General features: G+C 67.1%; 22 protein-coding genes. 8 read left to right on the forward strand and 14 right to left on the reverse strand.

The genetic code is table 11. The features are described from left to right. The first annotated feature begins 2 nt into the window (after positions 1-2). Positions 3-446 carry a 3-dehydroquinate dehydratase gene (locus J7J08_RS08635; protein ID WP_214904004.1) on the forward strand — a complete coding sequence of 148 codons (444 nt, stop codon included), beginning with the start codon at positions 3-5 and terminating at the stop codon, positions 444-446. 158 nt (positions 447-604) lie between these two features. Here J7J08_RS08635 and dcp read toward each other — a convergent pair whose 3' ends face one another. The 3 genes from dcp to arfB all read right to left on the reverse strand — a co-directional run bounded on the left by dcp (position 605) and on the right by arfB (position 3,905). After that, positions 605-2,761 (reverse strand): peptidyl-dipeptidase Dcp, encoded by a 2,157-nt coding sequence (gene dcp, locus J7J08_RS08640; RefSeq protein WP_214904007.1) that lies wholly within the window; start codon positions 2,759-2,761, stop codon positions 605-607. A 105-nt stretch (positions 2,762-2,866) separates the two neighbouring features. Then, on the reverse strand, positions 2,867-3,427 hold the full coding sequence (locus J7J08_RS08645) for a lysophospholipid acyltransferase family protein (protein ID WP_251006530.1): 561 nt from the start codon (positions 3,425-3,427) through the stop codon (positions 2,867-2,869). Positions 3,428-3,473: 46 nt separating this feature from the next. After that, positions 3,474-3,905: an alternative ribosome rescue aminoacyl-tRNA hydrolase ArfB gene (gene arfB / locus J7J08_RS08650; RefSeq protein ID WP_214904013.1), complete on the reverse strand. Its 432-nt coding sequence runs from the start codon at positions 3,903-3,905 to the stop codon at positions 3,474-3,476. 199 nt (positions 3,906-4,104) lie between these two features. Here arfB and J7J08_RS08655 point away from each other — a divergent pair, with 199 nt between their 5' ends. Further along, entirely contained in the window at positions 4,105-4,653 is a 549-nt protein-coding gene (locus J7J08_RS08655) for a DUF2059 domain-containing protein (protein ID WP_214904016.1), read from the forward strand. A gap of 123 nt (positions 4,654-4,776) precedes the next feature. Here J7J08_RS08655 and J7J08_RS08660 read toward each other — a convergent pair whose 3' ends face one another. Genes J7J08_RS08660 through J7J08_RS08670 form a run of 3 tightly spaced genes read right to left on the reverse strand, consistent with a single transcriptional unit; the run spans position 4,777 to position 7,807 of the window. Continuing rightward, positions 4,777-5,499, reverse strand: coding sequence for a pseudouridine synthase (locus J7J08_RS08660; RefSeq protein ID WP_214904136.1), 723 nt, complete (start codon positions 5,497-5,499; stop codon positions 4,777-4,779). Between the two features lie 11 nt (positions 5,500-5,510). Next, positions 5,511-7,169: a ubiquinone biosynthesis regulatory protein kinase UbiB gene (gene ubiB / locus J7J08_RS08665; RefSeq protein ID WP_214904019.1), complete on the reverse strand. Its 1,659-nt coding sequence runs from the start codon at positions 7,167-7,169 to the stop codon at positions 5,511-5,513. Next, positions 7,166-7,807 (reverse strand): SCP2 sterol-binding domain-containing protein, encoded by a 642-nt coding sequence (locus J7J08_RS08670; protein WP_214904021.1) that lies wholly within the window; start codon positions 7,805-7,807, stop codon positions 7,166-7,168. The genes ubiB and J7J08_RS08670 overlap by 4 nt, the downstream gene beginning before the upstream one ends. Before the next feature lie 192 nt (positions 7,808-7,999). Between J7J08_RS08670 and ddlA the strand changes: the two genes are divergently transcribed. Further along, positions 8,000-9,103 (forward strand): D-alanine--D-alanine ligase, encoded by a 1,104-nt coding sequence (gene ddlA / locus J7J08_RS08675; RefSeq protein ID WP_214904023.1) that lies wholly within the window; start codon positions 8,000-8,002, stop codon positions 9,101-9,103. Between the two features lie 181 nt (positions 9,104-9,284). Here ddlA and J7J08_RS08680 read toward each other — a convergent pair whose 3' ends face one another. From J7J08_RS08680 to oleC, 3 genes are all read right to left on the reverse strand, one after another. Further along, the gene (locus tag J7J08_RS08680) at positions 9,285-9,440 is read right to left on the reverse strand and encodes a DUF1328 domain-containing protein (protein ID WP_214904138.1); all 156 of its coding nucleotides are present in this window, start codon (positions 9,438-9,440) and stop codon (positions 9,285-9,287) included. A gap of 61 nt (positions 9,441-9,501) precedes the next feature. Then, positions 9,502-10,512, reverse strand: coding sequence for a 2-alkyl-3-oxoalkanoate reductase (gene oleD, locus J7J08_RS08685; protein ID WP_214904025.1), 1,011 nt, complete (start codon positions 10,510-10,512; stop codon positions 9,502-9,504). Further along, entirely contained in the window at positions 10,509-12,164 is a 1,656-nt protein-coding gene (gene oleC / locus J7J08_RS08690; protein ID WP_214904026.1) for an olefin beta-lactone synthetase, read from the reverse strand. The genes oleD and oleC overlap by 4 nt, the downstream gene beginning before the upstream one ends. 112 nt (positions 12,165-12,276) lie before the next feature. On the opposite strand from oleC, the gene J7J08_RS08695 reads away from it, so the two are divergent. Further along, positions 12,277-12,645 carry a YkgJ family cysteine cluster protein gene (locus J7J08_RS08695; protein WP_214904027.1) on the forward strand — a complete coding sequence of 123 codons (369 nt, stop codon included), beginning with the start codon at positions 12,277-12,279 and terminating at the stop codon, positions 12,643-12,645. A gap of 139 nt (positions 12,646-12,784) precedes the next feature. Here the strand turns inward: J7J08_RS08695 and J7J08_RS08700 are convergent, their stop codons facing one another. The 4 genes from J7J08_RS08700 to J7J08_RS08715 form a co-directional block, all read right to left on the reverse strand. Then, positions 12,785-13,675, reverse strand: coding sequence for an alpha/beta fold hydrolase (locus J7J08_RS08700; protein ID WP_214904028.1), 891 nt, complete (start codon positions 13,673-13,675; stop codon positions 12,785-12,787). An 80-nt stretch (positions 13,676-13,755) separates the two neighbouring features. Continuing rightward, positions 13,756-14,772 (reverse strand): 3-oxoacyl-ACP synthase III, encoded by a 1,017-nt coding sequence (locus J7J08_RS08705; protein WP_214904030.1) that lies wholly within the window; start codon positions 14,770-14,772, stop codon positions 13,756-13,758. A gap of 113 nt (positions 14,773-14,885) precedes the next feature. Beyond that, positions 14,886-15,203, reverse strand: coding sequence for a DUF4156 domain-containing protein (locus tag J7J08_RS08710; protein WP_214904032.1), 318 nt, complete (start codon positions 15,201-15,203; stop codon positions 14,886-14,888). A gap of 287 nt (positions 15,204-15,490) precedes the next feature. Continuing rightward, entirely contained in the window at positions 15,491-18,334 is a 2,844-nt protein-coding gene (locus J7J08_RS08715) for a pitrilysin family protein (protein ID WP_214904034.1), read from the reverse strand. A 406-nt stretch (positions 18,335-18,740) separates the two neighbouring features. On the opposite strand from J7J08_RS08715, the gene J7J08_RS08720 reads away from it, so the two are divergent. Further along, on the forward strand, positions 18,741-19,211 hold the full coding sequence (locus J7J08_RS08720) for a hypothetical protein (protein ID WP_214904037.1): 471 nt from the start codon (positions 18,741-18,743) through the stop codon (positions 19,209-19,211). Positions 19,212-19,291: 80 nt separating this feature from the next. Further along, positions 19,292-19,771, forward strand: a complete 480-nt coding sequence (gene trmL / locus J7J08_RS08725) for a tRNA (uridine(34)/cytosine(34)/5-carboxymethylaminomethyluridine(34)-2'-O)-methyltransferase TrmL (protein ID WP_214904040.1) — start codon at positions 19,292-19,294, stop codon at positions 19,769-19,771. Between the two features lie 250 nt (positions 19,772-20,021). On the opposite strand, the gene J7J08_RS08730 is transcribed toward trmL, so the two are convergent. Continuing rightward, complete coding sequence (locus J7J08_RS08730; RefSeq protein WP_214904043.1) at positions 20,022-21,185, reverse strand: acyl-CoA dehydrogenase family protein; 1,164 nt, start codon at positions 21,183-21,185, stop codon at positions 20,022-20,024. 86 nt (positions 21,186-21,271) lie between these two features. On the opposite strand from J7J08_RS08730, the gene J7J08_RS08735 reads away from it, so the two are divergent. Further along, positions 21,272-21,799, forward strand: a complete 528-nt coding sequence (locus J7J08_RS08735) for an N-acetyltransferase (RefSeq protein ID WP_214904046.1) — start codon at positions 21,272-21,274, stop codon at positions 21,797-21,799. Between the two features lie 392 nt (positions 21,800-22,191). Further along, entirely contained in the window at positions 22,192-23,868 is a 1,677-nt protein-coding gene (locus J7J08_RS08740; protein ID WP_214904049.1) for an electron transfer flavoprotein-ubiquinone oxidoreductase, read from the forward strand. Positions 23,869-23,954: the final 86 nt, after the last annotated feature.

A 23,954-nucleotide genomic window follows, 5' to 3' on the forward strand; every position in this document is an offset into this window, starting at 1 on the left:
CGATGTCGATTTTCATCATCCGTGGCCCGGAAGCGGCCGGGCAGTTGATCCGCACGGCGCAGCCGTTGCCGCCGCCGGTGTTGAAGGCGCTGGTGCACCGTGCCATCGAGGCCGGCACCACCGTGGCGATCCGCGCGTGTGGTTCGGAGCAGGAACTGCTGGATGCGTTGCGCGTGGCCGACCACAGCCGGGGCGAGGTGACGCTGCTGGATCCGGGTGCGTGCGTGGGCAGTACGCGGTTGCAGCGGTTGCTGCCGCATCTGCATAACGCCTACGTGGAGGTGCATGACGATGACAGCGCGGCGCCGGAAGCGTGCCTGCCGGAGGATGTGGGGCAGCGCATCGGTGTGGCGCATGGCTACTGCGCGCAGAGTTACATGCACGCGCTGGAGATCGCATTGGATCACCTGGGGTGTAGCGAGGTGGGGTATCGGGTGGGGACGTAGAGTCGGTTCCCAAACGACCGCACGTAAATGAAAAACGCCCGGTGACGCATGAACCGAAAACGGAGGCGTCTCTCCGTTCGCGGTCATGCGTTACCGGGCGTGGCGTTGCTATCGGCAGTCGTCTTGCGACCGACCCTACCGATCGGGCATCGCGGTCGTCATTTCAACCCGCGGTTCACCAGCAGCGGTTCCACCGACGGGTCCTTGCCGCGGAATTCGCGGTACAGGTCGGCCAGCTCGACGCTGTTGCCACGCGACAGGATCTTGTCGCGGAATACCTGGCCGTTTCCCGGGGTCAGGCCGCCATGCTCCTTGAACCACTCAAACGAGTCGTGATCCAGCACTTCGGCCCAGAAATAGGCGTAGTAACCGGCCGAGTAGCCGCCACCCCAGATGTGGTCGAAATACGTGGTGCGGTAACGCGGCGGCACCTGCGCCAGGTCGACCTTGAACTTCTTCAGCGCGGCTGCTTCAAACGGTGCCACGTCCTGCAGCTTGGCGTCGGCCGGCTGGGTGTGCCAGGCCAGGTCGAGCAGTGCGGCCGACAGGTACTCGGTGGTCGCGTAGCCCTGGTTGAAGGTACGTGCCTTGAGGATCTTGTCGACCAGCGCCTGCGGCATCGGTTCGCCGGTCTTGTAGTTCTTGGCATAGTTGGCGAACACCTTCGGGTCCAGCGCCCAGTGCTCGTTGAACTGCGAGGGGAATTCGACGAAGTCACGCGAGGTGCTGGTGCCGGCGATAGACGGGTATTTCACGTTCGAGAACATGCCGTGCAGTGCATGGCCGAACTCATGGAACATGGTGGTGACGTCGTCGAAGCTCAGCAGCGCCGGCTGGCCGGCAGCGGGCTTGGTGAAATTGCAGACGTTGTAGATCACCGGCTTGGCGCCGGTCAGGCCGTTCTGCTCGACGAACACATCCATCCAGGCGCCGCCGGACTTGCTGTCGCGCTTGAAATAGTCGGTGTAGAACAGCGCCAGCGAGGTGCCGTCCTTGTCGAACACTTCATACACCTTCATGTCCGGGTGGTAGGTCGGAATGTCGGTGCGCGGCTTGAAGGTGATGCCGTACAGCTGCGTGGCGGCGTAGAAGACGCCGTTCTGCAGCACGTTGTCCATTTCGAAGTACGGCTTGATCTGCGATTCGTCCAGGTCGTACTGCGCCTTGCGCACCTGTTCGGCGTAGAAGTCCCAATCCGAGGCGGCCAGCTGGAAACCACCCTTCTGGGCGTCGATCACCTTCTGCATCTCGGTGATTTCGCCACGCGCCTTGCTGGTGGCAGCCGGCACCGTGTCGGTCAGCAGCTTGAGCGCGGCGGCCGGGGTCTTGGCCATCTGGTCGGCCAGGCTGTAGGCGGCGTAGTTCTCGAAGCCCAGCAGCTTGGCTTTCTGCGCACGCAGTTGGGCCAGGCGCTGCACGGTTTCGCGGGTGTCGTTGGCATCGCCACGCTCGGCACGGGTTTCCGAGGCCTTGAGCACGGCCGCGCGCTGGTCGCGGTCGGTCAGCGAGGCCAGCACCGGCTGCTGGGTGGTGTTCTGCAGCGGCAACAGGAACTTGCCTTCCAGGTTGCGCGCCTTGGCATCGGCAGCCGCGGTGTTGATTTCTTCTTCGCTCAGCCCAGCCAGTTTGGCTTTGTCGTCCACGACCACGGCGGCGGCGGCGGTGGCGGCGACCAGGCGGGTGTGGAACTTGGTGGCCAGCGTGGTTTCTTCCACGTTGAGCTTGCGCAGGCTGGCCTTGTCGGCATCATTGAGCTGCGCACCGGCGCGCACGAATTCCTGGTAATCGCGTTCAACCAGCCGCGTCTGCACCGGGTCCAGGCCGAGCGAGGCGCGCTGGTCGTAAATGGTCTTGATGCGCGCGAACAGCTTCGGGTCCAGGCTGATTTCATCCTGGTGTTCGGCCAGCTTCGGTGCGACTTCTTCCTGGATCTTCTGGCGCGCTTCGTTGGTATCGGCCTGGACCAGGCCGAAGAACACGCGCGACACGCGGTCCAGCGTTTCGCCGCCGCGCTCAAGCGCTTCGATGGTGTTGTCGAAGGTGGCCGGTTCGGGGTTGTCGGCGATCTTGCGCACGTCGGCCAGGTGCTGCTTCATGCCTTCGTTGAAGGCCGGCAGGTAGTCACTGTCCTTGATGCGGTCGAAAGGCGGCGCCTGGAACGGCAGCGTGCTGGCGCTCAGCAGGGGGTTGGTGGAGGCGTCGGCCGGCTGCTGCGCAGCGGGGGTCTGGGCGTCGGACACGGGGGTGGACTCCTTGCCGGAACAGGCCGCCAGCGCCAGGCTGATGGCGGCGGCCAAGATAACGGTACGCGACATGAAACGGGCTCCTGGAATGAGGTGACGCGGCACACAACCGCAGCCGATCACCCTACTCCCATTGCCCGCGCCCGGCATGTGCCGGACGTGGCGCCTGGGCTTGCCTCAGGCGGTGCCGCGGTTCTTGCCCTGCCAGGGGCGGTAGTACTCGCGGATGGCGGCCATGTCGGCCACGTCGTCGCCGGTGGAGTAGAACAGCGGGCCAATGCCGATGGTCTTTTCCGGGTAGTGGAAGTAGCAGGCCAGCACCGGCACGTCGGCCATCCGGGCGATCTTCAGGAAGCCGGCTTTCCAGCTCGTCACCGCCTTGCGGGTGCCCTCGGGGGTGATGGCGTACCACAGGCGGTCGGAATTGCGCAGCAGGCTGACCGCCTGCTCCACCGTGCCCTGTGGCGAGCTGCGGTCCAGCGGGATCACCCCCAGGGTGCGCAGCAGCGGCGACAGCGGCCACCAGAACAGCGAGGCCTTGCCCAGCACCTTCACCTGCATGCCCAGCGCGATCTTGGCCGCCATGCCCCAGAATCCATCCCAGTTGGACGAGTGCGGGGCGACGATGAAGACCAGCTTGGGCACGTCCGGGAAGGTGCCGGTGACTTTCCAGCCGCCCAGGCGCAGCGTGCAGCGTGCCAGCCAGCGCAGGAAACGGTTCGGTTTGACCTGCGGCATGTTGGGCGGCACGGCCGGCAGCAGCGGACTTCGGTTGTTCAAGCAATCACTCCCAATTGCGTGTGGTGCGGCCGCGCTTGATCTGCGCGCGGCCCTTTTTTTCATCCAGCCGGCGCAGCTTGGAGCCGTATGAAGGCTTGGTCGCCACGCGCGGCTTGGGCACGCTGAGGCTGGCCTGGATGAAGGTGGCCAGGCGTTCGCGCGCATCTTCGCGGTTGCGGTCCTGGGTGCGGAAACGCTGGGCATCGATGACCAGCACGCCCTCGCCGGTCATGCGCCGGTCGCGCCGCGCCAGCAGGCGGGTGCGCAGCGGCTCGGGCAGCGAGGGCGAGCCGGCCACGTCGAACCGCAGCTCGACGGCGCTGGACACTTTGTTCACGTTCTGCCCGCCGGCCCCGCTGGCGCGCACGAAACGTTCGACGATCTCCGTGTCCGGAATCGCCAGGTGCGCGTTGATGGTGACAGGCCCGTTTCCCATGGGCGGCATTGTAAAGGCAGTATCGCTGCCTGAGGTGACCGCAATGTTCACCAATGACGCCGATAAGGCATACAAAAGCCGGGTACGGGCTGGAATCGACCGCCCGGTCGCGGGCGCGGCGGCGGTTGCAACGCACGCACGGCCGCTTGACCGCATCAAAGGTATGCTCGGCGTTCCATGCAACGCAGGATGCACGTACATGATTTCGACCCGCTCGCTGGCCCGCCGTGGCCTGACCCGCCTGGCCCTGACCCTCGCGTTGGGCCTGGCCGCCATCGCCCCGGCCCTGGCCGCGCCGCCGTCGGATGCGGACATCAACCGCCTGCTGGCCGCTTCGCGCGCGCAGAACATGCTGGATTCGATGGTGCCCAGGATGGAGGAGATGCAGCGCCAGCAGTTCCTGCAGATCGCGCAGCAGCGCAAGCTGGATGATCAGCAGAAGGTGCAGCTGCAGAAGATCGAGCAGCGCAGCAGTGAAACCATTCGCAAGGCACTGTCATGGCAGCAGCTGCGGCCGATGTACGTGGACCTTTACAAGAAAACCTTCACCAAGGAAGACGTACTGGCCATGGCCGAGTTCTACGAGAGTTCGGCCGGGCAGAGCCTGCTGGACAAGACCCCGGCGCTGATGCAGAACGCAATGGTGGCCATCCAGGACCGGATGCAGCCGCTGTTCGTGGACCTGCAGAAGGACCTGGAAGCGATCGTGAACGAGACGCCCGCAGCACCGGCACCGGCAACCCGATAGGTCGAACGCTGCCGGGCGCGCGTGGGACACGCATGGCGTGTCGCTACGCCCCGATCAGCCCGGCCAATCCCGCGTAGTGACACGCCATGCGTGTCCCCGCGGTCCCGGCCCCGGGCACCGGCATTACCAGCCGAACAGATCCATCGCCTTGCGGAATTCGCCTTCGACCGGCGCGCTGACATCCATCGGCGTGCCGTCCGGATGCGGGAAACGCAGGCGTTCGGCGTGCAGCAGCATGCGGTGGATGCCCTGCATGCGGAAGCTGCGGTTGTGGCGGCCATCGCCGTGGCTGGTATCGCCGATCAGGTGGTGCGAGAGATGCTTGAGGTGCCGGCGGATCTGGCGGAAGCGCCCGGTCTGCGGCTGGCAGCGCAGCAGCGCGTAGCGCGAGGTGGCGAACTCGCCAACCGGCACGCTGATTTCACCCACGGCCACGCGCTGGAAATGGGTGATGGCCTGCTTCTTCACCGGCTTGCCCGGGCCGCCGTCCAGGTCGTGGTCAACCGTGAACGCTGCTTCGGCCGGCCAACCACGGCAGATGGCCAGGTAATCCTTGGTGACATCGCCGCCCATCAGCGATTTGCCCAGCACGCTGGCGCTTTCGCGGTCGAAGGCCAGCAGCAGGCAACCGCTGGTGGCGCGGTCCAGGCGGTGCACCAGGAAGATCGGCCTGCCCAGCTGCTCGCGCAGGCGGTCGGCGAGGAAATCATCCTCGCCGCGGGCCAGTTTGCTGTCGTGGACCATCAGCCCGGCAGGCTTGTTCACTACCGCCAGGCGCTCGTCCACGTGCAGCAGCTGCAGCGGCGGCAGCGCCACCGGCGCCTCGACCGCGGCGTCGGCGGGCATCTCGATATCGGTCACCGGCGCCACCACGCGCTGGCCAGCGAGAACAGGCCCGCCGCACCACTCACCCAGCTCCACACCGGCGCATCGCCGAAATACCAACCGCCCGGCTGCATGCCGTAGAGCACGGCGGCGACGATCAGCAGGCCGACGCCGGCAATCGCAGCCACCGCGCGTTTCTGCAGCTTCTGCAGGTTGGTGTTGAGCGCCACCAGGTCCTGCGAGCGCATCGACAGTTCATGCCCACCTTCCACCTGCTGGCGCAGCCAGGCGTGCACCAGGCGCGGCATGTCCGGGGTGTGGGTCATGATTTCCGGCAGGCGCTTGCGCAGTTCCTTGAACACCCGGCGCGGGCTGTAGCGCTCGCGCAGGATGCGTTCCAGCACCGGCCGCGCCACCGCCCAGATATCCAGTTCCGGATCCAGCTGGCGGCCCACGCCTTCGATGTTGAGCAGGGTCTTCTGCAGCAGGATCAACTGTGGCTGCAGGGTCAGCTCATAGCGCTGGGCCACGCGGAACAGCTTGATCAGCACCTCGGCGAGCGAGATCTGCGACAGCGGGCGGGTGAAGTACGGTTCGCATACCGAACGCGCGGCCGCTTCGAGTTCATCGATGCGCACGTTGTTGGGCATCCAGCCGGCTTCGACGTGGAGCTCGGCCATGCGCCGGTAGTCCTTGTTGAAGATGGCCATGAAGTTTTCGGCCAGGTAGTACTGATCTTCTTCGGACAGCTGGCCCATGATGCCGAAATCCAGCGCGATGAAGCGCGGGTTGTCGCGGCGCGCCGGATCGGTGTCGACCCAGATGTTGCCGGCGTGCGCATCAGCGTGGAAGAAGTTGTCGCGGAACACCTGGGTGTAGAACACGCGCACGCCCTTGGCCGCGAGCGCCCTGCGGTCGATGCCGGCCTTGTCCAGCGCGGCGATGTCGTCCGACGGAATACCCCACACCCGTTCCAGGGTCAGCGCGCGCTCGGCGGTGTGGCTCCAGATCACCTCGGGCACGTACAGGTCGTCCGAGTCCACCCAGTTGCGGCGCAGGACGCTGGCATTGGCGCCTTCGCGCTGCAGGTCCAGCTCGGCGGCCAGGGTGTTTTCGACTTCGGCCACCACTTCGCGCGGACGGATCTTGTCGGCGCGCGGGTGGGTGCGTTCGACCAGCGCGGCAGCCGACTTGAGCAGCGCGATGTCGGCGTCGATCTGCTTTTCGATATCCGGGCGCAACACCTTGACCACCACCTGGCGGCCATCGGCCAGCGTGGCCGCATGGACCTGGGCGATCGAGGCCGAGGCCAGCGGCTGCAGGTCGAAGCTGGCGAACGCCTCGGCGACCGGGCGGCCCAGTGCCTGTTCCACGATGCGCTGTGCGGTGGCGCCATCGAACGGCTTGACCCGGTCCTGCAGCAAGGTGAGTTCGTTGGCGATATCGGCCGGAATCAGGTCGCGACGGGTGGACAGGATCTGACCGAACTTGACGAAGATCGGGCCCAGGTCCTGCAGTGCCAGGCGCAGGCGCGCGCCCCGCGACTGCGCGGCAATGTCGGCCGAGGCACGCGGCACGAATGGCTTGGCCAGGCGCAGCCAGCCTTCCAGCGGGGTACCTTCCAGCAGGTCGTCCAGGCGGTAGCGCAGGATCACCCGACCAATGCGGCTTGCCCGGAACACCGCCTTCATGCGCGCACCTGGGCAAGCCGCTGCACGCGGGCGGCGATGCGTTCGACGTCGTCGCGCATCACATCCACATCGTCGTGGAAGGCATCCAGCTCGGCTCGGGCTACCACGTCGCGCGACTCCTCGGTGACAAAATCGGCGGCGCTGTGCGCCAGGTCGGACGCGCCACGGCGCGCATGCTGCAGGGCCGAACGCAGCGCATTGGCCACCTGCACGCCCAGAATTTCGCCAAACACCCGCACGAACGGCAGCTGCCAGTCCGGGTCGAAACGGCTGGCCAGCTGCTGCAGGCGGCGCGCCAGTTCGGCATCGCCGGACACCTTGACCCGCCCCGCCGGAGCATCACCGCCACGGCGCGCGTTGGCCAGCAACGGCAGCTGCGCCAGCACTCCCCCCAGCGTGCTGCGCACGGCCAGGTCCGGCTCCTGCTGCGGGTCTACCGGGCCCACGGTGAGGCGCTCGCCATCGACCCCGATCCGCATCGCCAGCGCGGGCGATTCCAGGGTCAGGGCGATGTGGCGGCCATCCAGCGCGGCCAGCGCGCGGCGGGTATCGGGGTCCAGCGCCAGGGTGCGGTTGAGCGCGAGCTGCAGCGCGTTGCCAGCCAGGGGCTTGAGGGAGGAGAGCAGGGAGCGGGGCATTGCGTCATTCTACCCGCGCCGGACCCGCCGTTCCGATGAACGCGTCGCCACACGCATAGGGCGTGATGTTGCTGCGGCCTGCCCATTCTGGCGTAGAGCCACGCCCTGCGTGGCTGAAGCACCGTCGGCGATTCCAGCCACGCAGGGCGTGGCTCTACAATCGTCACACGTATGGCAGGAGTGGCGGCAGGCATGGGCAAGATCCGGGTAGGCATCATTTTCGGTGGCCGTTCGGCCGAACACGAGGTTTCGCTGCAGTCGGCGAAGAACATTCTGGATGCGCTGGACAAGGACCGCTTCGAGGTCACCCTGATCGGCATCGACAAGCAGGGCCAGTGGCACGTGAGCGACCCGGACGGATTCCTGCTGCACGCCGCCGACCCCGCGCGCATCGCGCTGAACCGCTCCGGCCAGGGCGTGGCGGTGCTGCCCGGCGCCGAGCGCCAGCAGCTGGTGCCGGCCACCCCGGCCGCTGCGCTGGCCCAGATCGATGTGGTGTTCCCGATCGTGCATGGCACGCTGGGCGAGGACGGCTCGCTGCAGGGACTGCTGCGCATGGCCAACCTGCCCTTCGTCGGCTCCGGCGTACTGGGCTCTGCGGTGGCGATGGACAAGGATGTGGCCAAGCGCCTGCTGCGTGACGCCGGGCTGGCGGTGGCACCATTCGCCTGCTTCACGCGGGCCACCGCCGGTTCTGCCGACTACGCCGCGCTTGCAGCGAAGCTGGGCAGCCCGCTGTTCGTCAAACCCGCCAACCAGGGTTCGTCGGTGGGCGTAAGCAAGGTGCGCAGCGCGCAGGAATTCCAGGAGGCGCTGGCACTGGCGCTGGACTACGACCACAAGGCGCTGGTGGAATCTGCCATCGACGGCCGCGAGATCGAATGCGCGGTGCTGGGCAATGCAGCGCCCGAGGCGAGCGTGTGCGGCGAAGTGGTGGTACATGACGAGTTCTATTCGTACGACACCAAGTACATCAGCGAGAACGGCGCGGATGTGGTGGTTCCCGCCGACATCAGTGCGGCCGACCAGCAGCGCATCCGCGACATCGCGGTGCGCGCCTACCAGGCGCTGGACTGCGCCGGACTGGCGCGGGTGGATGTGTTCCTCACCGGCAACGGTGAGGTCGTCATCAACGAGATCAACACCCTGCCCGGCTTTACCCGGATCAGCATGTACCCAAAGCTGTGGGCTGCCAGTGGCCTGGATTACACCGCGCTGATCACCCGGCTGCTGGAGTTGGCGCTGGAGCGCCATGCCAGCGAGCGCGCATTGCGCAGCTCGATCGGGGCGCCCTGAACCGCGGGCGGTCTGGGACGTAGCGCCACACCCTGCGTGGCTGACGCACCGTCGGCAATTCCAGCCACGCAGGGCGTGGCTCTACGCGTCCTGCAGACCAGGGCCCAACGCAACGAGGGCCTGGCGCTCTTTCGAACGCCAGGCCCTCGGCGGATTGCGCTGGATCATGCCGGCCTGCGCACTACCCTCGCTTACGGAACATCGAAACAATGGCCAGGATCAGGAACACCACGAACAGGATCCAGGCAATGTTGCTGGCAGTACCGGCGATGCCGGAGAAGCCGAGCACCGCCGCAATGATGGCGATAACGAAAAAGATTACGGCGTAATGCAGCATGTCGATCCTCGCGTCGTGCGTGCCGGATTGGCGTGCTGCCATCTTCACCAAGCCCCGGTGTTCAGGAAGTGATGGCTTCCTCGCCGCGCGATGAAGCCTTCAGCCTCGTGAGACCTTCGTCAATGCTGACCTGTGGCACGTAACCGAAGTCGCGCCGCGCCGGTTCCATGCTGTACCAGTGCGGCGTGCACAGCTGCTCGGCAAGGAAGCGGGTCATCGGCGGTTCGCCACGCAGACGCAGCAGCGGCCACAGCCGTTCCGCCACCGCGCCGATGCGGTAAGCGGTCTTGAAGCTGATCGACTTCTCCACTGCCGGCGCGCCGACCGCGGCCATCAGCTTGTTGAGCAGCTCGCGCATCGGCAGCGGCTCGCCGTTGGAAATGAAGTACGCCTTGCCGGCACACGCAGCGCCCGGGGCCAGGTGTTCGAAGGCCAGGAAGTGGGCCAGCGCCGCGTTGTCGATGTAGGTGGTATCGACCAGGTTCGTTCCATCGCCAACAAAGCGCAGACGCCCGGCGCGGGCACGTTCGGCCAGGCGCGGCACCAGCTGCTGGTCGCCCGGGCCCCAGATCAATCGCGGGCGCAGCGCCACGGTCGCCAGGGTGGCGTCGTTGGCGGCCAGCACGTGTTGCTCGGCGATGGTCTTGGTGGCTGCATACGGGGCCTGGAAGTTTTCGCCGTACGGCACCTCGTCGGCGCCCAGGCCTTCCACCGGATGGGTGGCGCGGTGGGTGACACTCGGCGTGGAGGTGTACACCAGCGCGCGCACGCCATGCGTGCGGCAGGCGGCGATGACGTTGTCGGTACCGACCACGTTGGCCAGGTGGTAGCTATCAAAGCTGCCCCACGCGCCGGCCTTGGCACCGTTGTGGAAGACCGCATCCACCCCGGCCACTGCGTGGCGCACTGCGTCGGCGTCGGCCAGGTCGCCGCGGATCTGGCCCACGCCCAGCGCAGCCAGCGGCGGGTAGTCGCCGCGGTTGAAACTCAGCACCTCATGGCCGCGCGCGACCAGGCCACGGCACAGCGCCTGGCCAAGGAAACCACCACCACCGGTGACAAGGATCTTCATGCGGGTTGTTCCATGCGGGTTGCGGCCCAGGCCGCGAGCTTCTCGCGGCCGATCTTGGCGTTGTGGCGGATATCGACCGGGAAGCCGGGGTGCAGCAGGAAGCGTTCGATGCGCACGGTGCCGGCATGCGCGGCCGCTTCGTCGCGCAGCCGCTGCTGCAGGGCCAGCGAATCGGCCGTGCCTGATTGCAGTTCATAGCAGAGCACCGGCAGCTGCGCACCGCCCGCGCCGACCCCGACCAGCGCGGTGCGGGCGATGCCGTCCAACGCGTTGAACACCGGCTCCACCTGTTCGGTGTACAGCGGGCCGTGCGCGGTTTCCAGGCGCTGGGTCTTGCGTCCGCAGAACCACAACCGGCCCTCCGCATCGAAGTAGCCGACATCGCCCATGCGGTGCACCACGCGGGTGCTGCCGTCGGCGCGGGTCTCGGTGATCTTGGCCGCCGCAGTGGCCTGCGGGCGGTTGAAGTAGCTGTCGGTGGCGGTCGGGCCGGCCACGGTGATTTCGCCCACCACACCCTGCGCGACCTCGCGCGCCTGAGACCAGTCCGGCAGCGGCGCGTCATCGATGGCGATGATGCGCACCTCGTTGGGTGCCACTACCCGGCCCACGCAGGTGCCGGCGCCGGCCTCGGTGGCCTGGCGGGTGCTTTCCAGCTCGCGGCCTTCGATCACCGCCACCGGCAGGCATTCGGTGGCGCCGTAGGGGGTCCAGAACTGGGCATCGTCGGGCAGCAGCCTGCGGATGCGCGCCACCACGTCCGGCGGCACCGGCGCGCCGGCCGAGGTCACCCGGCGCACGCCGGGCAGCGGCTGGCCATGGTCGGCCAGCACCCGGATCAGCGCGGGCGAGCCGAACAACTGGGTCACCCCGAAGCGGGTGATCGCGTCGTGCAGCTTGCGCGGGTCGGCCTTGGCCGGGCGGGTCGGGTCCATGTCCGGGATGACCGAGGTCAGCCCCAGCGCCGGATCGAACAGCGCGAAGGGCGGGAAGGTCGGCAGGTCGACCCCACCGGCCTCCATCCCGAAGGCCGAGCGCAGCAGGTCCACCTGGCCAACGAAATGGCGGTGGCGGTAGACCACGCCCTTGGGCACACCGGTGGAGCCGCTGGTGAACAGGAGGGCGGCGACATCCTCGCCATCGGTGGCGGCCATCGGCTGCGGCTGGCGCGCGCCCTGCAGCTCCAACCGATCCAGGGTGGTGCCCCCCCAACCCCAGCGTCGACCGACCGTGACCAGGCGCGTGGCAGACGGGCACCAGCGCAGCACCCGCCGCGCGAGGTGAGCCAGGCCGATGCCGATGAAGGCCTGCGGCTGGGCTTCGTCCAGGCACTGCTTCAGCGCGCGCTTGTCGATGCCTGGGTCGACCAGTACCGGCACCGCGCCGTTCTTGAACAGCGCGAACATCAGCAGGAAGAACGCCGGCGAGGGCCGCACCATCACCACCGCACGCACCCCACGGCCGATCCCGTAGGCGGCCAGGCCGGCCGCCATGGCGTCGCTGCGGGCATCCAGGGTGCGGTAATCCAGGGTCACGTCATAGCGCGCCATGCCGTCCGGGCCGGGCTTGCCGGGGCAGCGGATGGCGATCTGGTCGGGGCGTTCGCGGGCCAGTTGGGGCAGGCGTGCGGCGATGTTGATCGGGCTGTTCATCCGTTCATTGTCGCCGCTGCAGAAAAATCTTGCGCGGCGGCTGCAGCCGTGGAAAATTCGCCACCTCGTTGTCCCCCATCCACGCAGCGCGTGGATCTACCGGCCCCTACCCATGTCCCATCCCTGCATGACCTGCGGCGCGTGCTGTACCCAGTACCGCGTGGCTTTCCACTGGATGGAATCGGACGAGGTCACCCCCGGCGGGGTGCCCCACGCGCTGACCCTGGTGCTGGACCCGCACCGCCTGTGCATGCGCGGCACCCATTCCACGCCGGTGCGCTGCGTGGCGCTGGATGCGGAGATCGGCGTGTTTTCGCGCTGCAGCATCCACCCCAACCGCCCCAGCGTGTGCCGCGAGGTGGATGCGTCGTGGGAGTACGGCAAGGCCAGCCCGCAGTGCGACAAGGCGCGGGCGATTCATGGGCTGCCGGCGTTGAGCCTGGACAGCTGGGTGTGGCGGGACACGCCGGACGCCGCGTAAAAAGCATGCCTTGTTCGGTCGGGTAGCGCCGGCCGTTGGCCGGCCCACGGATGCGGCCAGCGTTCACGAGGGCCGGCCAACGGCCGGCGCTACCGGACAAACCGGATGTTTGTCGGGGAACACGCGGTTTTCCGGCGGATCAGACCGGATTTTTGTCCAGGAACGCGCGGATCTCCGGCACCAGCACTTCATGCTTGTCTTCCAGCACGTAATGCCCGGCGTCCTCGAAGGCATGCACCTGCGCCTGCGGGAGCGCGGCCTGGAAGCCCGCCAGGAAGTGGTGGTCGAACACGAAGTCGCGCAGGCCCCAGCCGATGAACGCCGGGCGGTCGGCGAACGAGGGCAGCGCCTGGCCGGCACGTTCCAGCAGCGACCAGGCCTTGTCGGCCGGGCCCAGCGGAATGTCCTGCATGAAGCGGATGGTGCTGATCCGGTTGGCGTAGCTGTTGTACGGCGACACGTAGGCGCGGCGCACGTCGGCCGGCATCTTCCGCTCCACGCCCAGCCACGAGGCACCGGACGAGAACGCGTTGAAGGTGCGGATGATCCACTCGCCGATCTTCCAATGCCGGCCCAGCGCGATCTGCCACGGCATCTGCTTGGCGGCCGGCATCGGGAACGCGGCGGTGTTGAGCACCACCAGGCGCTGGACCTGCGCATGGTGCGACAGCGCCCAGCCGAAGCCGATCATGCCGCCCCAGTCGTGCACGGCCAGGGTGACCGGGCCGGTGATGCCCAGATGTACCAGCAGCGCGTCCAGGTCATCCACGCGCGACTGCAGGGTGTACTCGTAGTGCGCGTCATCGGGCTTGTCCGACAGGCCCATGCCGATGTGGTCGGGCACGATGCAGCGGTAGCGGTCCGACAACCCGGCCACCAGGGTGCGCCAGTAATAGCTCCACGACGGGTTGCCGTGGACCATCACCACCACCTCGCCATCGCGCGGGCCTTCGTCGAGATAGCCCATCGTCAGGCCCGGGCGGACTTCGAAACGCTGGGGATGGGCGGGGTAACCGGGAAGCATGGGCATGGAAGCGCACCTGTGAAAAGGGCCGGTAGAACCGGCCCTCGAGTATGGGAAGAACCGCGCAGCAGCGCTGTAGTGGCCGCTTACCAGACCACTTCGGCCATCGAGCAGTTCAGGCCCGAGCCGATGCCGAGCAGCGCGATGCGGTCGCCCTTCTTCAGGCGGCCCAGCTCCTTGAGCTTGCTCAGCACGATCGGCACCGAGGCCGGGCCGATGTTGCCGTGCTCACCGAAGATGGTCATCACCTTCTTCGGGTCGATGCCGAAGTTCTTGATGAAGGCGGCGGTGTGCGGCTGGCTGACCTGGTGGATGACGAACTGGTCCAGTTCCTCCACCGCCCAGCCGAGCGCTTCACGGGCGGCCAGGAAGGTCTTCTGGGCCAGCTTGATGCCTTCGATCAGCAGCATGCGGGTGTCGGTGACCATGCGGTCCAGGTTGCCGCGGCACAGCTGGTTCCACTCGGTGGCCGAGCGGGTCACGCCACCGCGGTAACGCGGCGCGTCGGGCACCAGCTCGGTGCGCGCCATCACCATGGCGGCCGCGCCGCAGCCCAGGGTCAGGGCGGCCATCTCGTTGCGGAAGTCGTCGGCGGTCACGCCCGGCAGGGCCATGCGCTCGAGGGTCTTCTCGTAGACCAGGTTGGCGGTTTCGCCATCGACGATCAGCGCGTAATCGATCTCGCCGCGCTCAAGCATGCGGGCGGCGATGTCCATGCCGTTGATGAAGGCCAGGCAGGCATTGGCGACGTCGAAGGTCATGCACTCGTCGCCCACCCCCAGGTTGCCCGAGACGATGCTGGCCGTGGACGGCTCCAGGTAGTCGCGGCTGACCGAGGTGTTGACCAGCAGGCCGATCTTGTCGGCGCCGATGCCGGCGTCTTCCAGCGCCTTGCGGGCAGCCAGGGTCGCGGCGTCGGAAGCGAGCATGTCCGCATCCCACAGACGGCGGGCGTGGATGCCGGCGATATCGCCCAGCACGTCGGTACGGATGCCCAGACGATCCAGCGTCGGCTGCAGACGTTCGTTGATTTCCTTGGACGTCAGCGTGTGCGGCGCGTCGATGTGCGCCAGGCCGGCGATCGATACATTCTTGAAGAGCATCAGTTAGCGCCAAGGCTCAGGCAAAGGGGGCGCTATTGTAAGCCCCCCGCGCCTTCACCGCACCTTTACGAATTCACGTCCGGGCGTATGGTACGGGCCCGGACCTGACGGGTTCAGCGTGGCGGGCACTGGAAGGCAGCGAACCGCTGGCTGCCATCGGCCGGTTGGCCCGAGGCCTGGACCGCGTTGGCACCGGCGCTGGGAGCCTCGTTGCGGGCCAGGGTCTCCAGCTCGTCCTGCACGCGCAGCGGGTTGCGGTTGTAGAAGCCCACCTTGCTCTTGACCGTGACCACCACCTCGCCCTTGTTCACGCAGCCGGTGGGAACCGGCCCGGCCGGCAGCACCCGCACGACCTTGCCCACCGGTTCGATCGGCACCCAGGTACAGGCGGTGGCGCTGAGTACAAGGGCGGAGAGCAGGACAAGGCGCATGGTGGGAGGCTCATGAAGGGCAGGATGGAAGTGTGCCTGAACGGGCTGAATCGCGGGTAGATGGATTCCGAGGGCCGGCCAACGGCCGGCGCTACCCGGACGGCGCAAATCGAACTGTCCGGAGCCGCTGGTTGATTGATCCAGATCCCAACCACCACGTAACAATTCGTAGGTCCGGCCGTTGGCCGGACACCGCGCGCAGCGCGGCCCAGCCATCCGAAGCCGGATAAACGCCGGTCGAATTACCGCGACCGGCGTTTGCACCCACCGAAGCCACCCGTCAGCCGTTACGGAACCGGCTTGCCGTCGGCATCAATGATCGTCACCTCGCCCAGGTTCAGCGCGCGCACCGGGGCTTCGGTCTGCTTCAGGTCGCCCACCACCACCCAGGTGAGGGTCTTCGGATCCAGCGCGGCGGCCGCCTGCTGCACCTGGGCCGGGGTCATCGCTTCGATCTCGGCCTTGCGCTTGAACACGTAGTCGTCCGGGCGCTGGTAGCGGACGATGCCGCTGATGGTGCCCAGCACCGCGCTGGCGGTCTCGTAGGCCCCCGGCAGGCTCAGGTTCTGGATGTTGCGGATGCGGGTGACTTCGGCCGGGGTGATCGTTTCGGCGCCGGAGGCGAAATCGGCAATCTCCTTCTGCATCTCCTTCATCGCCTCGGCGGTCTTGTCGATCTGCACGGGCGCCACGGCCATCCACGGGCGCTGGCCCAGGGTGCTGCTGGCCATGGTGCGCGCGCCGTAGGACCAGTGCTTCTCCTCGCGCAGGTTCATGTTCAGGCGCGAGGTGAAGTCGCCACCCAGCACGCCGTTGGCGATGTCGAAGCGGGTGGCGCCCGGGTCGATGGTGGACGGCACGACCTGGCCGGCAAACAGGTTGGCCTGCACCGCGCCAGGCTGGTCGATAAGGTAGACGCGGGCCTTGGCCGGCCGCGCGACATCCACCGGCGGCCTGGCCTGCGGCACCGGGGTGCTGCTCTTCCAGTCGCCGAACTGGCGCTCGAGCAGCGGCACGATTTCCTTCAGGGTGGTGTCGCCCACCACGATCAGGGTGCCCTGCTCCGGACGCAGCCAGTCGCGGTGGAAATCGACCAGGTCGGCACGGGTCAGCGACTGGATGTCGGCTTCGTTGCCGCTGCCGGTGAACGGGATGGCGTACGGGTGGCCGGCGCCGTACAGCAGGGTGGGCAGCACGCGCATTGCCGAGGCGTTCGGGTTGACCTTCTCCTGCTGGATGCCGGCGATCCAGGTCGCCTTGACCCGGTCGATCTCGGCCTGGTCGAAGCGCGGCTGGCGCAGCATGTCCGCGTACAGCGCCAGCGACGGGGCCAGGTTTTCCTTCAGCGCCGACAGGTAGACGCTGGCGCTGTCCAGCGAGGCCGACGCGCCCAGACTGGCGCCCAGCGCGTCAGCCGCATCGGCGAACGGCAGCGCGCCCAGCTTGCCGGCGCCCTCGCCCATCAGGTCCATGGTGAAGTTGGCGGTGCCGGACTTGCGGCCCTGGTCGGCGGTGAAGCCACCGGGGAATTCATAGCTGAACTGCACCACGGGAATGTCATGGCGCTCGGCCAGGATGACCTGGGTACCGTTCTTGAGCGTGGCGCGGTGCAGCTCCGGGAACTTCAACTCGGGGAAGGTTTTGGTCTGCGGCACGCCGGTGCTGCGGTCGACCACGGTCGGGCCAGTCGTGAACTTCGGGTCCACCCCCGGCACGGTGAACGGCTTGGGGGTGGCCGACGGCAGCTCCGGCAGCGCCACGCGCGCGCCGGGTTCGACCACCAGGGTGTGGTCGCCCACCCCCAGCCACTTGGCGCCGGCCGCGCGCACGTCAGCGGCGCTGGCCGCATCGATGTTCGCCAGCGAACGACGGAAGCAGCCCGGGTCGCCCTCGAACACGGTGCACTCGGCCAGGGCATCGGCCTTGCCGCCGAACCCGCCGATGCGCTCGATGCCACGAATGAAGCCGGCGCGGAACGCGGTCTTGCCGCGGCTCAGCTCATCGGCGGTCGGGCCATCCTTGACCAGGCGGCGCACTTCCTCGTCGATGATCGCCTCGACCTTGGCCGGGTCCACGCCCTGCTTGACCGTGGCCATGATCACGAAGTTGGAGCCCAGCTGCGAGGTGTAGGCGCCAGCGCTGATGTTGTCCACCAGCTTGTCCTGGTGCAGCAGGCGCTGGTCCAGGCGCGAGGACTTGGCCCCGCCCAGCACCTGCGCGAACAACTGCAGCTGGTCGATGTCGGTGGTGCCGGTCTGGGCGACGTTCCAGACGCGGTAGATGCGCGCCTGCGGCACCTTGTCGGTCATGGTTTCGCGGGTGGATTTCTCGCGCTTGGCCACGTTGACCGCCGGCTGGGCCATGCTCGGGCCGGCCGGGATGTCGCCGAAGTACCGGGCAACCTTCTCTTTGGCAGTGGCGACGTCGATGTCGCCGGCCAGCACCAGCACGGCGTTGTTGGGGCCGTACCAGGTGCGGAACCAGTTCTTGACGTCGTCCAGCGAAGCCGCGTTGAGGTCGTTCATCGACCCGATCACGCTGTGGTGGTACGGGTGGCCTTCGGGGTACATGGAACGGGTGAGCTTGTCCCACACCTGCCCATACGGCTGGTTCTCGCCCTGGCGCTTTTCGTTCTGCACCACGCCGCGCTGCTCGTCGAGTGCGGCCTGGTCGATCGCGCCCAGCAGGTGGCCCATGCGGTCCGATTCCATCCACAGCGCCATGTCCAGCGCGGTGGTGGGCACGTTCTCGAAGTAGTTGGTGCGGTCGGTGTTGGTGGTGCCGTTCTGGCCGGTCACGCCGACCTGCTTGAACGGTTCGAAGTATTCACCGGCGTGGTTTTCGCTGCCCTGGAACATCAGGTGTTCGAACAGGTGCGCAAACCCGGTGCGGCCGGCCGGTTCGTCCTTGCTGCCCACGTGGTACCAGATGTTCACCGCCACGATCGGCGCCTTGCGGTCGGTGTGCACCACCACGCGCAGGCCGTTGGGCAGGGTGAATTCTTCGTACGGAATGTCGACCTTGGCGACCTGGGCCGGCCTGGCCATCACCGGTGCCGGGGCAAGGCTGCCCAGGGCGGCGGAAAGCGCTACAGCCAGCAGCGCGGCACGCGGTCGAAGTTGGGCGGTCATTCCGTTTCCTTGGTCATGAAAGTGAAGCGAGATGCTAGCCCGGGAGTCCGGGAAAGGGCATCGGCCAACAGTCATTGCCCATGTAGGGGAACTTTCCGGGCAATCCCTACACCGGGCGGAGCCCATCAGCGGCTACCTGAACCCCCGTCCGGACAGTTGCGCACAGCCGGATCGGACAGGTGTCCGGACAGCGGACACTCCGCGACCCGAACAAAACCCTTTCAAATCAACAACTAAAAGTTGGCACGGTGCCTGCTTGCATCCCGGTGCGGAAAGAACGCGATCAAACACAAGCTGACTGATCGCTGAACGCAACACGGAATCTGAAAATTTCTCTTGCATCCCCAGATTCGGTGTACTACCTTACTACCACACCACCGCTCAACAACACTAAACAGGCCCCGTCATGAACACCAAGACCATCGCAATCGCCATCGCCCTCGTTGCCGGCTCCGCGTTTGTTTCGAACGTGCATGCCGCTTCCGCCATCACCACCCTGCCGACCGTGCAGGTCCGCCCCTCCGCCGACCAGCTGGCCCAGGCCGAAGTCGAGCGCACCAGCAGCATCCCGACCCTGGCGCTGGTGGAAGTGCGCCCGACCGCCGGCCAGATCGCCGAATACCGTGCCGAACTGGCCAACAGCCAGCGCGTCACCACCCTGGCCGCCGTCGAAGTCCGCCCGACCGCCGAGCAGCGCGAAGCGCTGGCCGCCGAACAGAACGACCGCAGCACGGATTACATGGGTGCCCTGGCCACGGCCGCCGGCACGATCGCCCGCGACGTGATCATCAACCTGCCGACCCTGCAGGTGCGCCCGTCGCCGAACGACCTGCAGGCCTTCGCACTGGAAACCGCCTCGGTGCTGGTGCGTCCGTAAAAGCGGCTGAGGAATACCGACCAAGAGTCGGTATCTACCGTCGGTTCCTGCCATGTTTCGCGTCGGCGTACACTTTGCCGATGACTGCAAATCCTACGTTCCATGTTGTGTTGTTCCAGCCGGAAATTCCTCCGAATACCGGCAATGTGATCCGGCTCTGCGCCAACACCGGCGCGCGACTGCACCTGATCGAGCCGCTCGGTTTCGACCTGAGCGACAAGCAGCTCAAGCGCGCCGGCCTGGATTACCACGAATACGCTCGGCTGCGGGTCCACCCCGACCTGGATACCGCCCTGCAGGCCATCGCGCCCAAGCGCCTGTTCGCCCTCAGTACCCGCGGCAGCGTGCGCTATGACACCCCGCAGTTTGAAGACGGCGATGCGTTCCTGTTCGGCCCGGAAACCCGTGGCCTGCCCCAGGACGTGCTCGATGCGTTGCCGCACGGCCGCCGCCTGCGCCTGCCGATGCAACCGGACAACCGCAGCCTGAATCTGTCAAACACCGTTGCGGTCGTGATGTACGAAGCCTGGCGCCAATCCGGGTTCGCGGGCGGGTCATGACATTGATCGACCCGCAACGATTGGCGGGCTCTTGGTTGATTGATCCCGATCCCGATGGGCCCGTAACAATTCGTAGCCCCGGCCGTTGGCCGGACACCGCGCGCAGCGCGGCCCAAGTATCCGGAGACGGCAAAACGCGGCCCCGATGATTCGCCCGACGTTTAGACGATCCGAAGCCACCCATCACGCGTTCATGACCCCGGATCGAAGAGCAGCCGGCCAACGGCCGGCGCTACCGGTCCGTATCCCGTCAAAACGCGTTGATCCCCGTCAATTCCCGCCCGATCACCAACTGGTGCACGGTCTCGGTCCCCTCATAGGTAATCACCGATTCCAGATTCAACGCATGCCGGATCGCCACGTGCTCGGTGGTGATGCCGGCGCCGCCCAGCAGGTCGCGGCACTCACGGGCGATGTCGATCGCCATGCGGCAGTTGTTCCATTTGGCCAGGCTGACCTGCTGCGGCTGCAGCTGGCCGGCATCCTTCAGCCTGCCCAGCTGCAATGACAACAACTGCGCGGTGGTGATGCGCCGGGCCATGTCGGCCAGCTTGATCTGCGCGCTCTGGGTGGCCGCCACCGGCCGCCCGAACAGCACGCGTTCCTTGGTGTAGTTCAGCGCCTCGTCCAGGCACGCCACGGCCGCACCGATCGGACCCCAGCTGATCCCGTAACGCGCCTGGTTGAGGCAGCCCAGCGGGCCCTTCAAGCCCTGCACGTTGGGCAGGCGGTTGCGCTCGGGCACACGCACGTTGTCGAAGAACAATGCACCGGTGAGCGAGGCACGCAGGCTCATCTTGTGCTTGATTTCCTGGGTGGTGAAACCGGGCATGCCCTTTTCCAGCACGAAGCCCTGGATGCCATCTTCGGTATGCGCCCAGACGATGGCGATATCGGCCACCGGGCCGCTGGTGATCCACATCTTGCTGCCGTTGACCAGCCAGTCGCCGCCGTCCTTCACCGCGCGCGTCTTCATCGCCGCCGGGTCAGAACCACCGTGGGCCTCGGTCAGGCCGAAACAGCCGATCACCCGCCCGGCCGCCATGTCCGGCAGCCAGCGCAGGCGCTGCTCCTCGCTGCCGTAGGCGAAGATCGGGTACATGCACAGCGAGCTCTGCACCGAAACGAAGCTGCGCAGGCCCGAATCGCCGCGCTCCAGCTCCTGGCAGATCAATCCGTAGCTGACCGCGTTGAGACCGCCGCCGCCATACTGTTCGGGCAGGCTGGAACCCAGCAGCCCCAGCGCGGCGATTTCCGGGATCAGCTCATCCGGGAAGCGCCCCTGGTCGAACGCATCGCCAATGATGGGCAGCACGCGTTCATCGGTGAAGCGCGCCACCGCGGCCCGCACTGCCCGCTCCTCTTCGCTGAGCAGCGCGTGGACATCAAACAGATCGTACGGATTGAGGGCCATGGTCGACGACATCGCAGGGCGGGAACAGACCCCATTGTGATGCCTGCCCCCCGTGCCGGCCAAGGCAGACCGCAACACGCCCTACAATGAAGGTCTCCACAGCAGAGGTATCGCCGATGATCCGCAACGAGCGTCCCGACGACATCGCCGCCATCCACACCGTCACCCGCGACGCATTCCTGTCCGCGCCCCACAGCAGCGGCACGGAGCAGCACATCGTCGATGCATTGCGCGCGGCCGGCGCGCTGTCGATTTCGCTGGTGGCCGAAGACGCAGGCGGCATCATCGGCCACGTGGCGCTGTCGCCGGTCCAGCTCAGCGATGGCAGCACGGACTGGTATGGGCTCGGCCCGATATCGGTGGCGCCGCACAGGCAGGGCGAAGGGATCGGAAGCGCGCTGATGCGGGCGGCGATCAAGGCGCTGCAGGCGCGCGGTGCCGCCGGTTGCGTGTTGCTGGGGGATCCGGGGTACTACGGTCGGTTTGGCTTCCGGGCCGATCCACGGCTGCGGCTGGCGGGCGTGCCGGCGGAATATTTCCAGGCGTTGCAGCTGCAAGGGGAGTGGCCGGATGCGGAAGTGAGTTACCACGCGGGCTTCGGGGTCACAGTCTGACGGGTGCACCGTCTGGGCCGGCCAACGGCCGGCGCTACCGGGGTTCGGGATGCAGGGCCAGCGGGTGAGCACCCGCAGCCACGCAGGGCGTGGCTCTACGCCTTGGCATCCGGATGTGATGGACGCCTTGGCATCCCCGGTGTGATACCGATAGCGCCGGCCGTTGGCCGGCCCAGGAGGTGCCAACAACGCACGTATCCGTCAGGCGCATTGACGCACTGCAGCATTGGCCGTGGGACGACGCCCATCGTCTGCGAACTAGGCGGCAACGGCTCCTGCCGGTACCCTGATGGCCTGATCCAGCCGTTGCGCAGTGACCTGCCGCGCGCGATTCCCAGGCAACCGCCGCCGGCTCCAGCCGGGACGGCACTACCCACGAGTTACGCACCACCATGACCGAAGAAACCACCGCCCTGCCCCCGCGTGAAGCAATGGAATTCGACGTGGTGATCGTCGGCGCCGGCCCCGCCGGCCTGGCCACCGCGATCCGCCTGCGCCAACGCGCCATCGAGGCCGGCCGCGAGCTGTCGGTGTGCGTGCTGGAGAAGGGCTCCGAACCCGGCGCCCACATCCTGTCCGGCGCAATCATGGATACCCGCGCGCTCACCGAACTGTTCCCGGACTGGGCCGAACGCGGCGCGCCGCTGAAGCAGAAGGTCACCCGCGACGAATTCCTGTTCCTGTCCGAAGGCGGCGCGCGCAGCACCCCGCATGCGCTGCTGCCGGAGTGCTTCCACAACGAAGGCAACTACATCATCAGCCTGGGCGAGGTCACCCGCTGGCTGGCGCAGCAGGCTGAAGCGCTGGAAGTGGCGATCTTCCCCGGCTTCGCCGCCGCCGAAGTGCTGTACGACGAGAACGGCGCAGTGATGGGCGTGGCCACCGGCGACATGGGCATCCGCAAGGACGGCTCGCACGGTCCCAACTTCGAGCGCGGCATGGAACTGCATGCCAGGTACACGATCTTCGCCGAAGGCTCGCGCGGCCACCTCGGCCGCCAGCTGATCGCGCGTTTCCAGCTCGACGCCGGCAAGGACCCGCAGGCCTACGGGATCGGCATCAAGGAACTGTGGCAGGTGGACCCGGCCAAGCACGAGCCGGGCCTGGTGGTGCATACCGCCGGCTGGCCGCTGGACAGCGACACCTACGGCGGCTCGTTCCTGTACCACGCCGAGGGCGGCAAGGTCGCGGTGGGCTTCGTGGTCGGGCTGGACTACCGCAACCCGTGGATGAGCCCGTTCGAGGAATTCCAGCGCTTCAAGACCCATCCGTCGATCCGCAGGCACCTGGAAGGCGGCAAGCGCATTGGCTATGGCGCGCGCGCGATCACCGCCGGCGGCCTGTTGTCGCTGCCCAAGACCGTGTTCCCGGGCGGCGCGCTGGTCGGCTGCGAAGCCGGTTACCTCAACGCCAGCCGGATCAAGGGCAGCCACGCGGCGATCAAGACCGGCATGCTGGCCGCCGATGCCGCCTTCGATGCGTTGGCGGCCGATCGCCAGCGCGACGAACTCAGCGCCTACCCGGCCGCCTTCGACAGCAGCTGGCTGCACGATGAGCTGAAGCAGTCCAAGAACTTCAAGCAGTGGTTCAAGAAGGGCCGCAACGTGGCCACCCTGATGACCGGCATCGAACAGTGGCTGCTGCCCAAGCTGGGCATCCGCAACCCGCCGTGGACCATCGGCCACAGCACGCCGGACCACGAATGCCTTGAGCCGGCCGCGCAGCACGCGAAGATCGCCTACCCCAAGCCGGACAACGTGCTCACCTTCGACCGGCTCAGCTCGGTGTTCCTGAGCAGCACCAACCACGAAGAAGACCAGCCTTCGCACCTGACCTTGAAGGACGCCAGCATTCCGGTACAGGTCAACCTGCACGAATACGGCGGACCGGAAGCGCGCTACTGCCCGGCCGGCGTGTACGAGTTCGTCGGTGGCGAAGGCAACGAACAGCTGCAGATCAACGCGCAGAACTGCGTGCACTGCAAGACCTGCGACATCAAGGACCCCACCCAGAACATCGTGTGGGTGACCCCGCAGGGCGGCGGCGGACCGAACTATTCGGGCATGTAAGCCGGCCATCCGGTAGCTGCGGTCGATCCGCAGCGCCGGCAAGCGTAGCGACACGCCATGCGTGTCCCGCGCGGAAACTGGTTACG

This window comes from Stenotrophomonas sp. ISL-67 (assembly GCF_018612915.1).
Classification (GTDB): Bacteria; Pseudomonadota; Gammaproteobacteria; order Xanthomonadales; family Xanthomonadaceae; genus Stenotrophomonas.

Bases quoted from the DNA above. Each gene is read 5' to 3' on its own strand.
- J7J08_RS08635 (WP_214904004.1), top strand. From the start codon at position 3: ATGTCGATTTTCATCATCCGTGGCCCGGAAGCGGCCGGGCAGTTGATC.
- dcp (WP_214904007.1), bottom strand. From the start codon at position 2,761: ATGTCGCGTACCGTTATCTTGGCCGCCGCCATCAGCCTGGCGCTGGCG.
- J7J08_RS08645 (WP_251006530.1), bottom strand. From the start codon at position 3,427: ATGCCGCAGGTCAAACCGAACCGTTTCCTGCGCTGGCTGGCACGCTGC.
- arfB (WP_214904013.1), bottom strand. From the start codon at position 3,905: ATGGGAAACGGGCCTGTCACCATCAACGCGCACCTGGCGATTCCGGAC.
- J7J08_RS08655 (WP_214904016.1), top strand. From the start codon at position 4,105: ATGATTTCGACCCGCTCGCTGGCCCGCCGTGGCCTGACCCGCCTGGCC.
- J7J08_RS08660 (WP_214904136.1), bottom strand. From the start codon at position 5,499: ATGCCCGCCGACGCCGCGGTCGAGGCGCCGGTGGCGCTGCCGCCGCTG.
- ubiB (WP_214904019.1), bottom strand. From the start codon at position 7,169: ATGAAGGCGGTGTTCCGGGCAAGCCGCATTGGTCGGGTGATCCTGCGC.
- J7J08_RS08670 (WP_214904021.1), bottom strand. From the start codon at position 7,807: ATGCCCCGCTCCCTGCTCTCCTCCCTCAAGCCCCTGGCTGGCAACGCG.
- ddlA (WP_214904023.1), top strand. From the start codon at position 8,000: ATGGGCAAGATCCGGGTAGGCATCATTTTCGGTGGCCGTTCGGCCGAA.
- J7J08_RS08680 (WP_214904138.1), bottom strand. From the start codon at position 9,440: ATGCTGCATTACGCCGTAATCTTTTTCGTTATCGCCATCATTGCGGCG.
- oleD (WP_214904025.1), bottom strand. From the start codon at position 10,512: ATGAAGATCCTTGTCACCGGTGGTGGTGGTTTCCTTGGCCAGGCGCTG.
- oleC (WP_214904026.1), bottom strand. From the start codon at position 12,164: ATGAACAGCCCGATCAACATCGCCGCACGCCTGCCCCAACTGGCCCGC.
- J7J08_RS08695 (WP_214904027.1), top strand. From the start codon at position 12,277: ATGTCCCATCCCTGCATGACCTGCGGCGCGTGCTGTACCCAGTACCGC.
- J7J08_RS08700 (WP_214904028.1), bottom strand. From the start codon at position 13,675: ATGCCCATGCTTCCCGGTTACCCCGCCCATCCCCAGCGTTTCGAAGTC.
- J7J08_RS08705 (WP_214904030.1), bottom strand. From the start codon at position 14,772: ATGCTCTTCAAGAATGTATCGATCGCCGGCCTGGCGCACATCGACGCG.
- J7J08_RS08710 (WP_214904032.1), bottom strand. From the start codon at position 15,203: ATGCGCCTTGTCCTGCTCTCCGCCCTTGTACTCAGCGCCACCGCCTGT.
- J7J08_RS08715 (WP_214904034.1), bottom strand. From the start codon at position 18,334: ATGACCGCCCAACTTCGACCGCGTGCCGCGCTGCTGGCTGTAGCGCTT.
- J7J08_RS08720 (WP_214904037.1), top strand. From the start codon at position 18,741: ATGAACACCAAGACCATCGCAATCGCCATCGCCCTCGTTGCCGGCTCC.
- trmL (WP_214904040.1), top strand. From the start codon at position 19,292: ATGACTGCAAATCCTACGTTCCATGTTGTGTTGTTCCAGCCGGAAATT.
- J7J08_RS08730 (WP_214904043.1), bottom strand. From the start codon at position 21,185: ATGGCCCTCAATCCGTACGATCTGTTTGATGTCCACGCGCTGCTCAGC.
- J7J08_RS08735 (WP_214904046.1), top strand. From the start codon at position 21,272: ATGAAGGTCTCCACAGCAGAGGTATCGCCGATGATCCGCAACGAGCGT.
- J7J08_RS08740 (WP_214904049.1), top strand. From the start codon at position 22,192: ATGACCGAAGAAACCACCGCCCTGCCCCCGCGTGAAGCAATGGAATTC.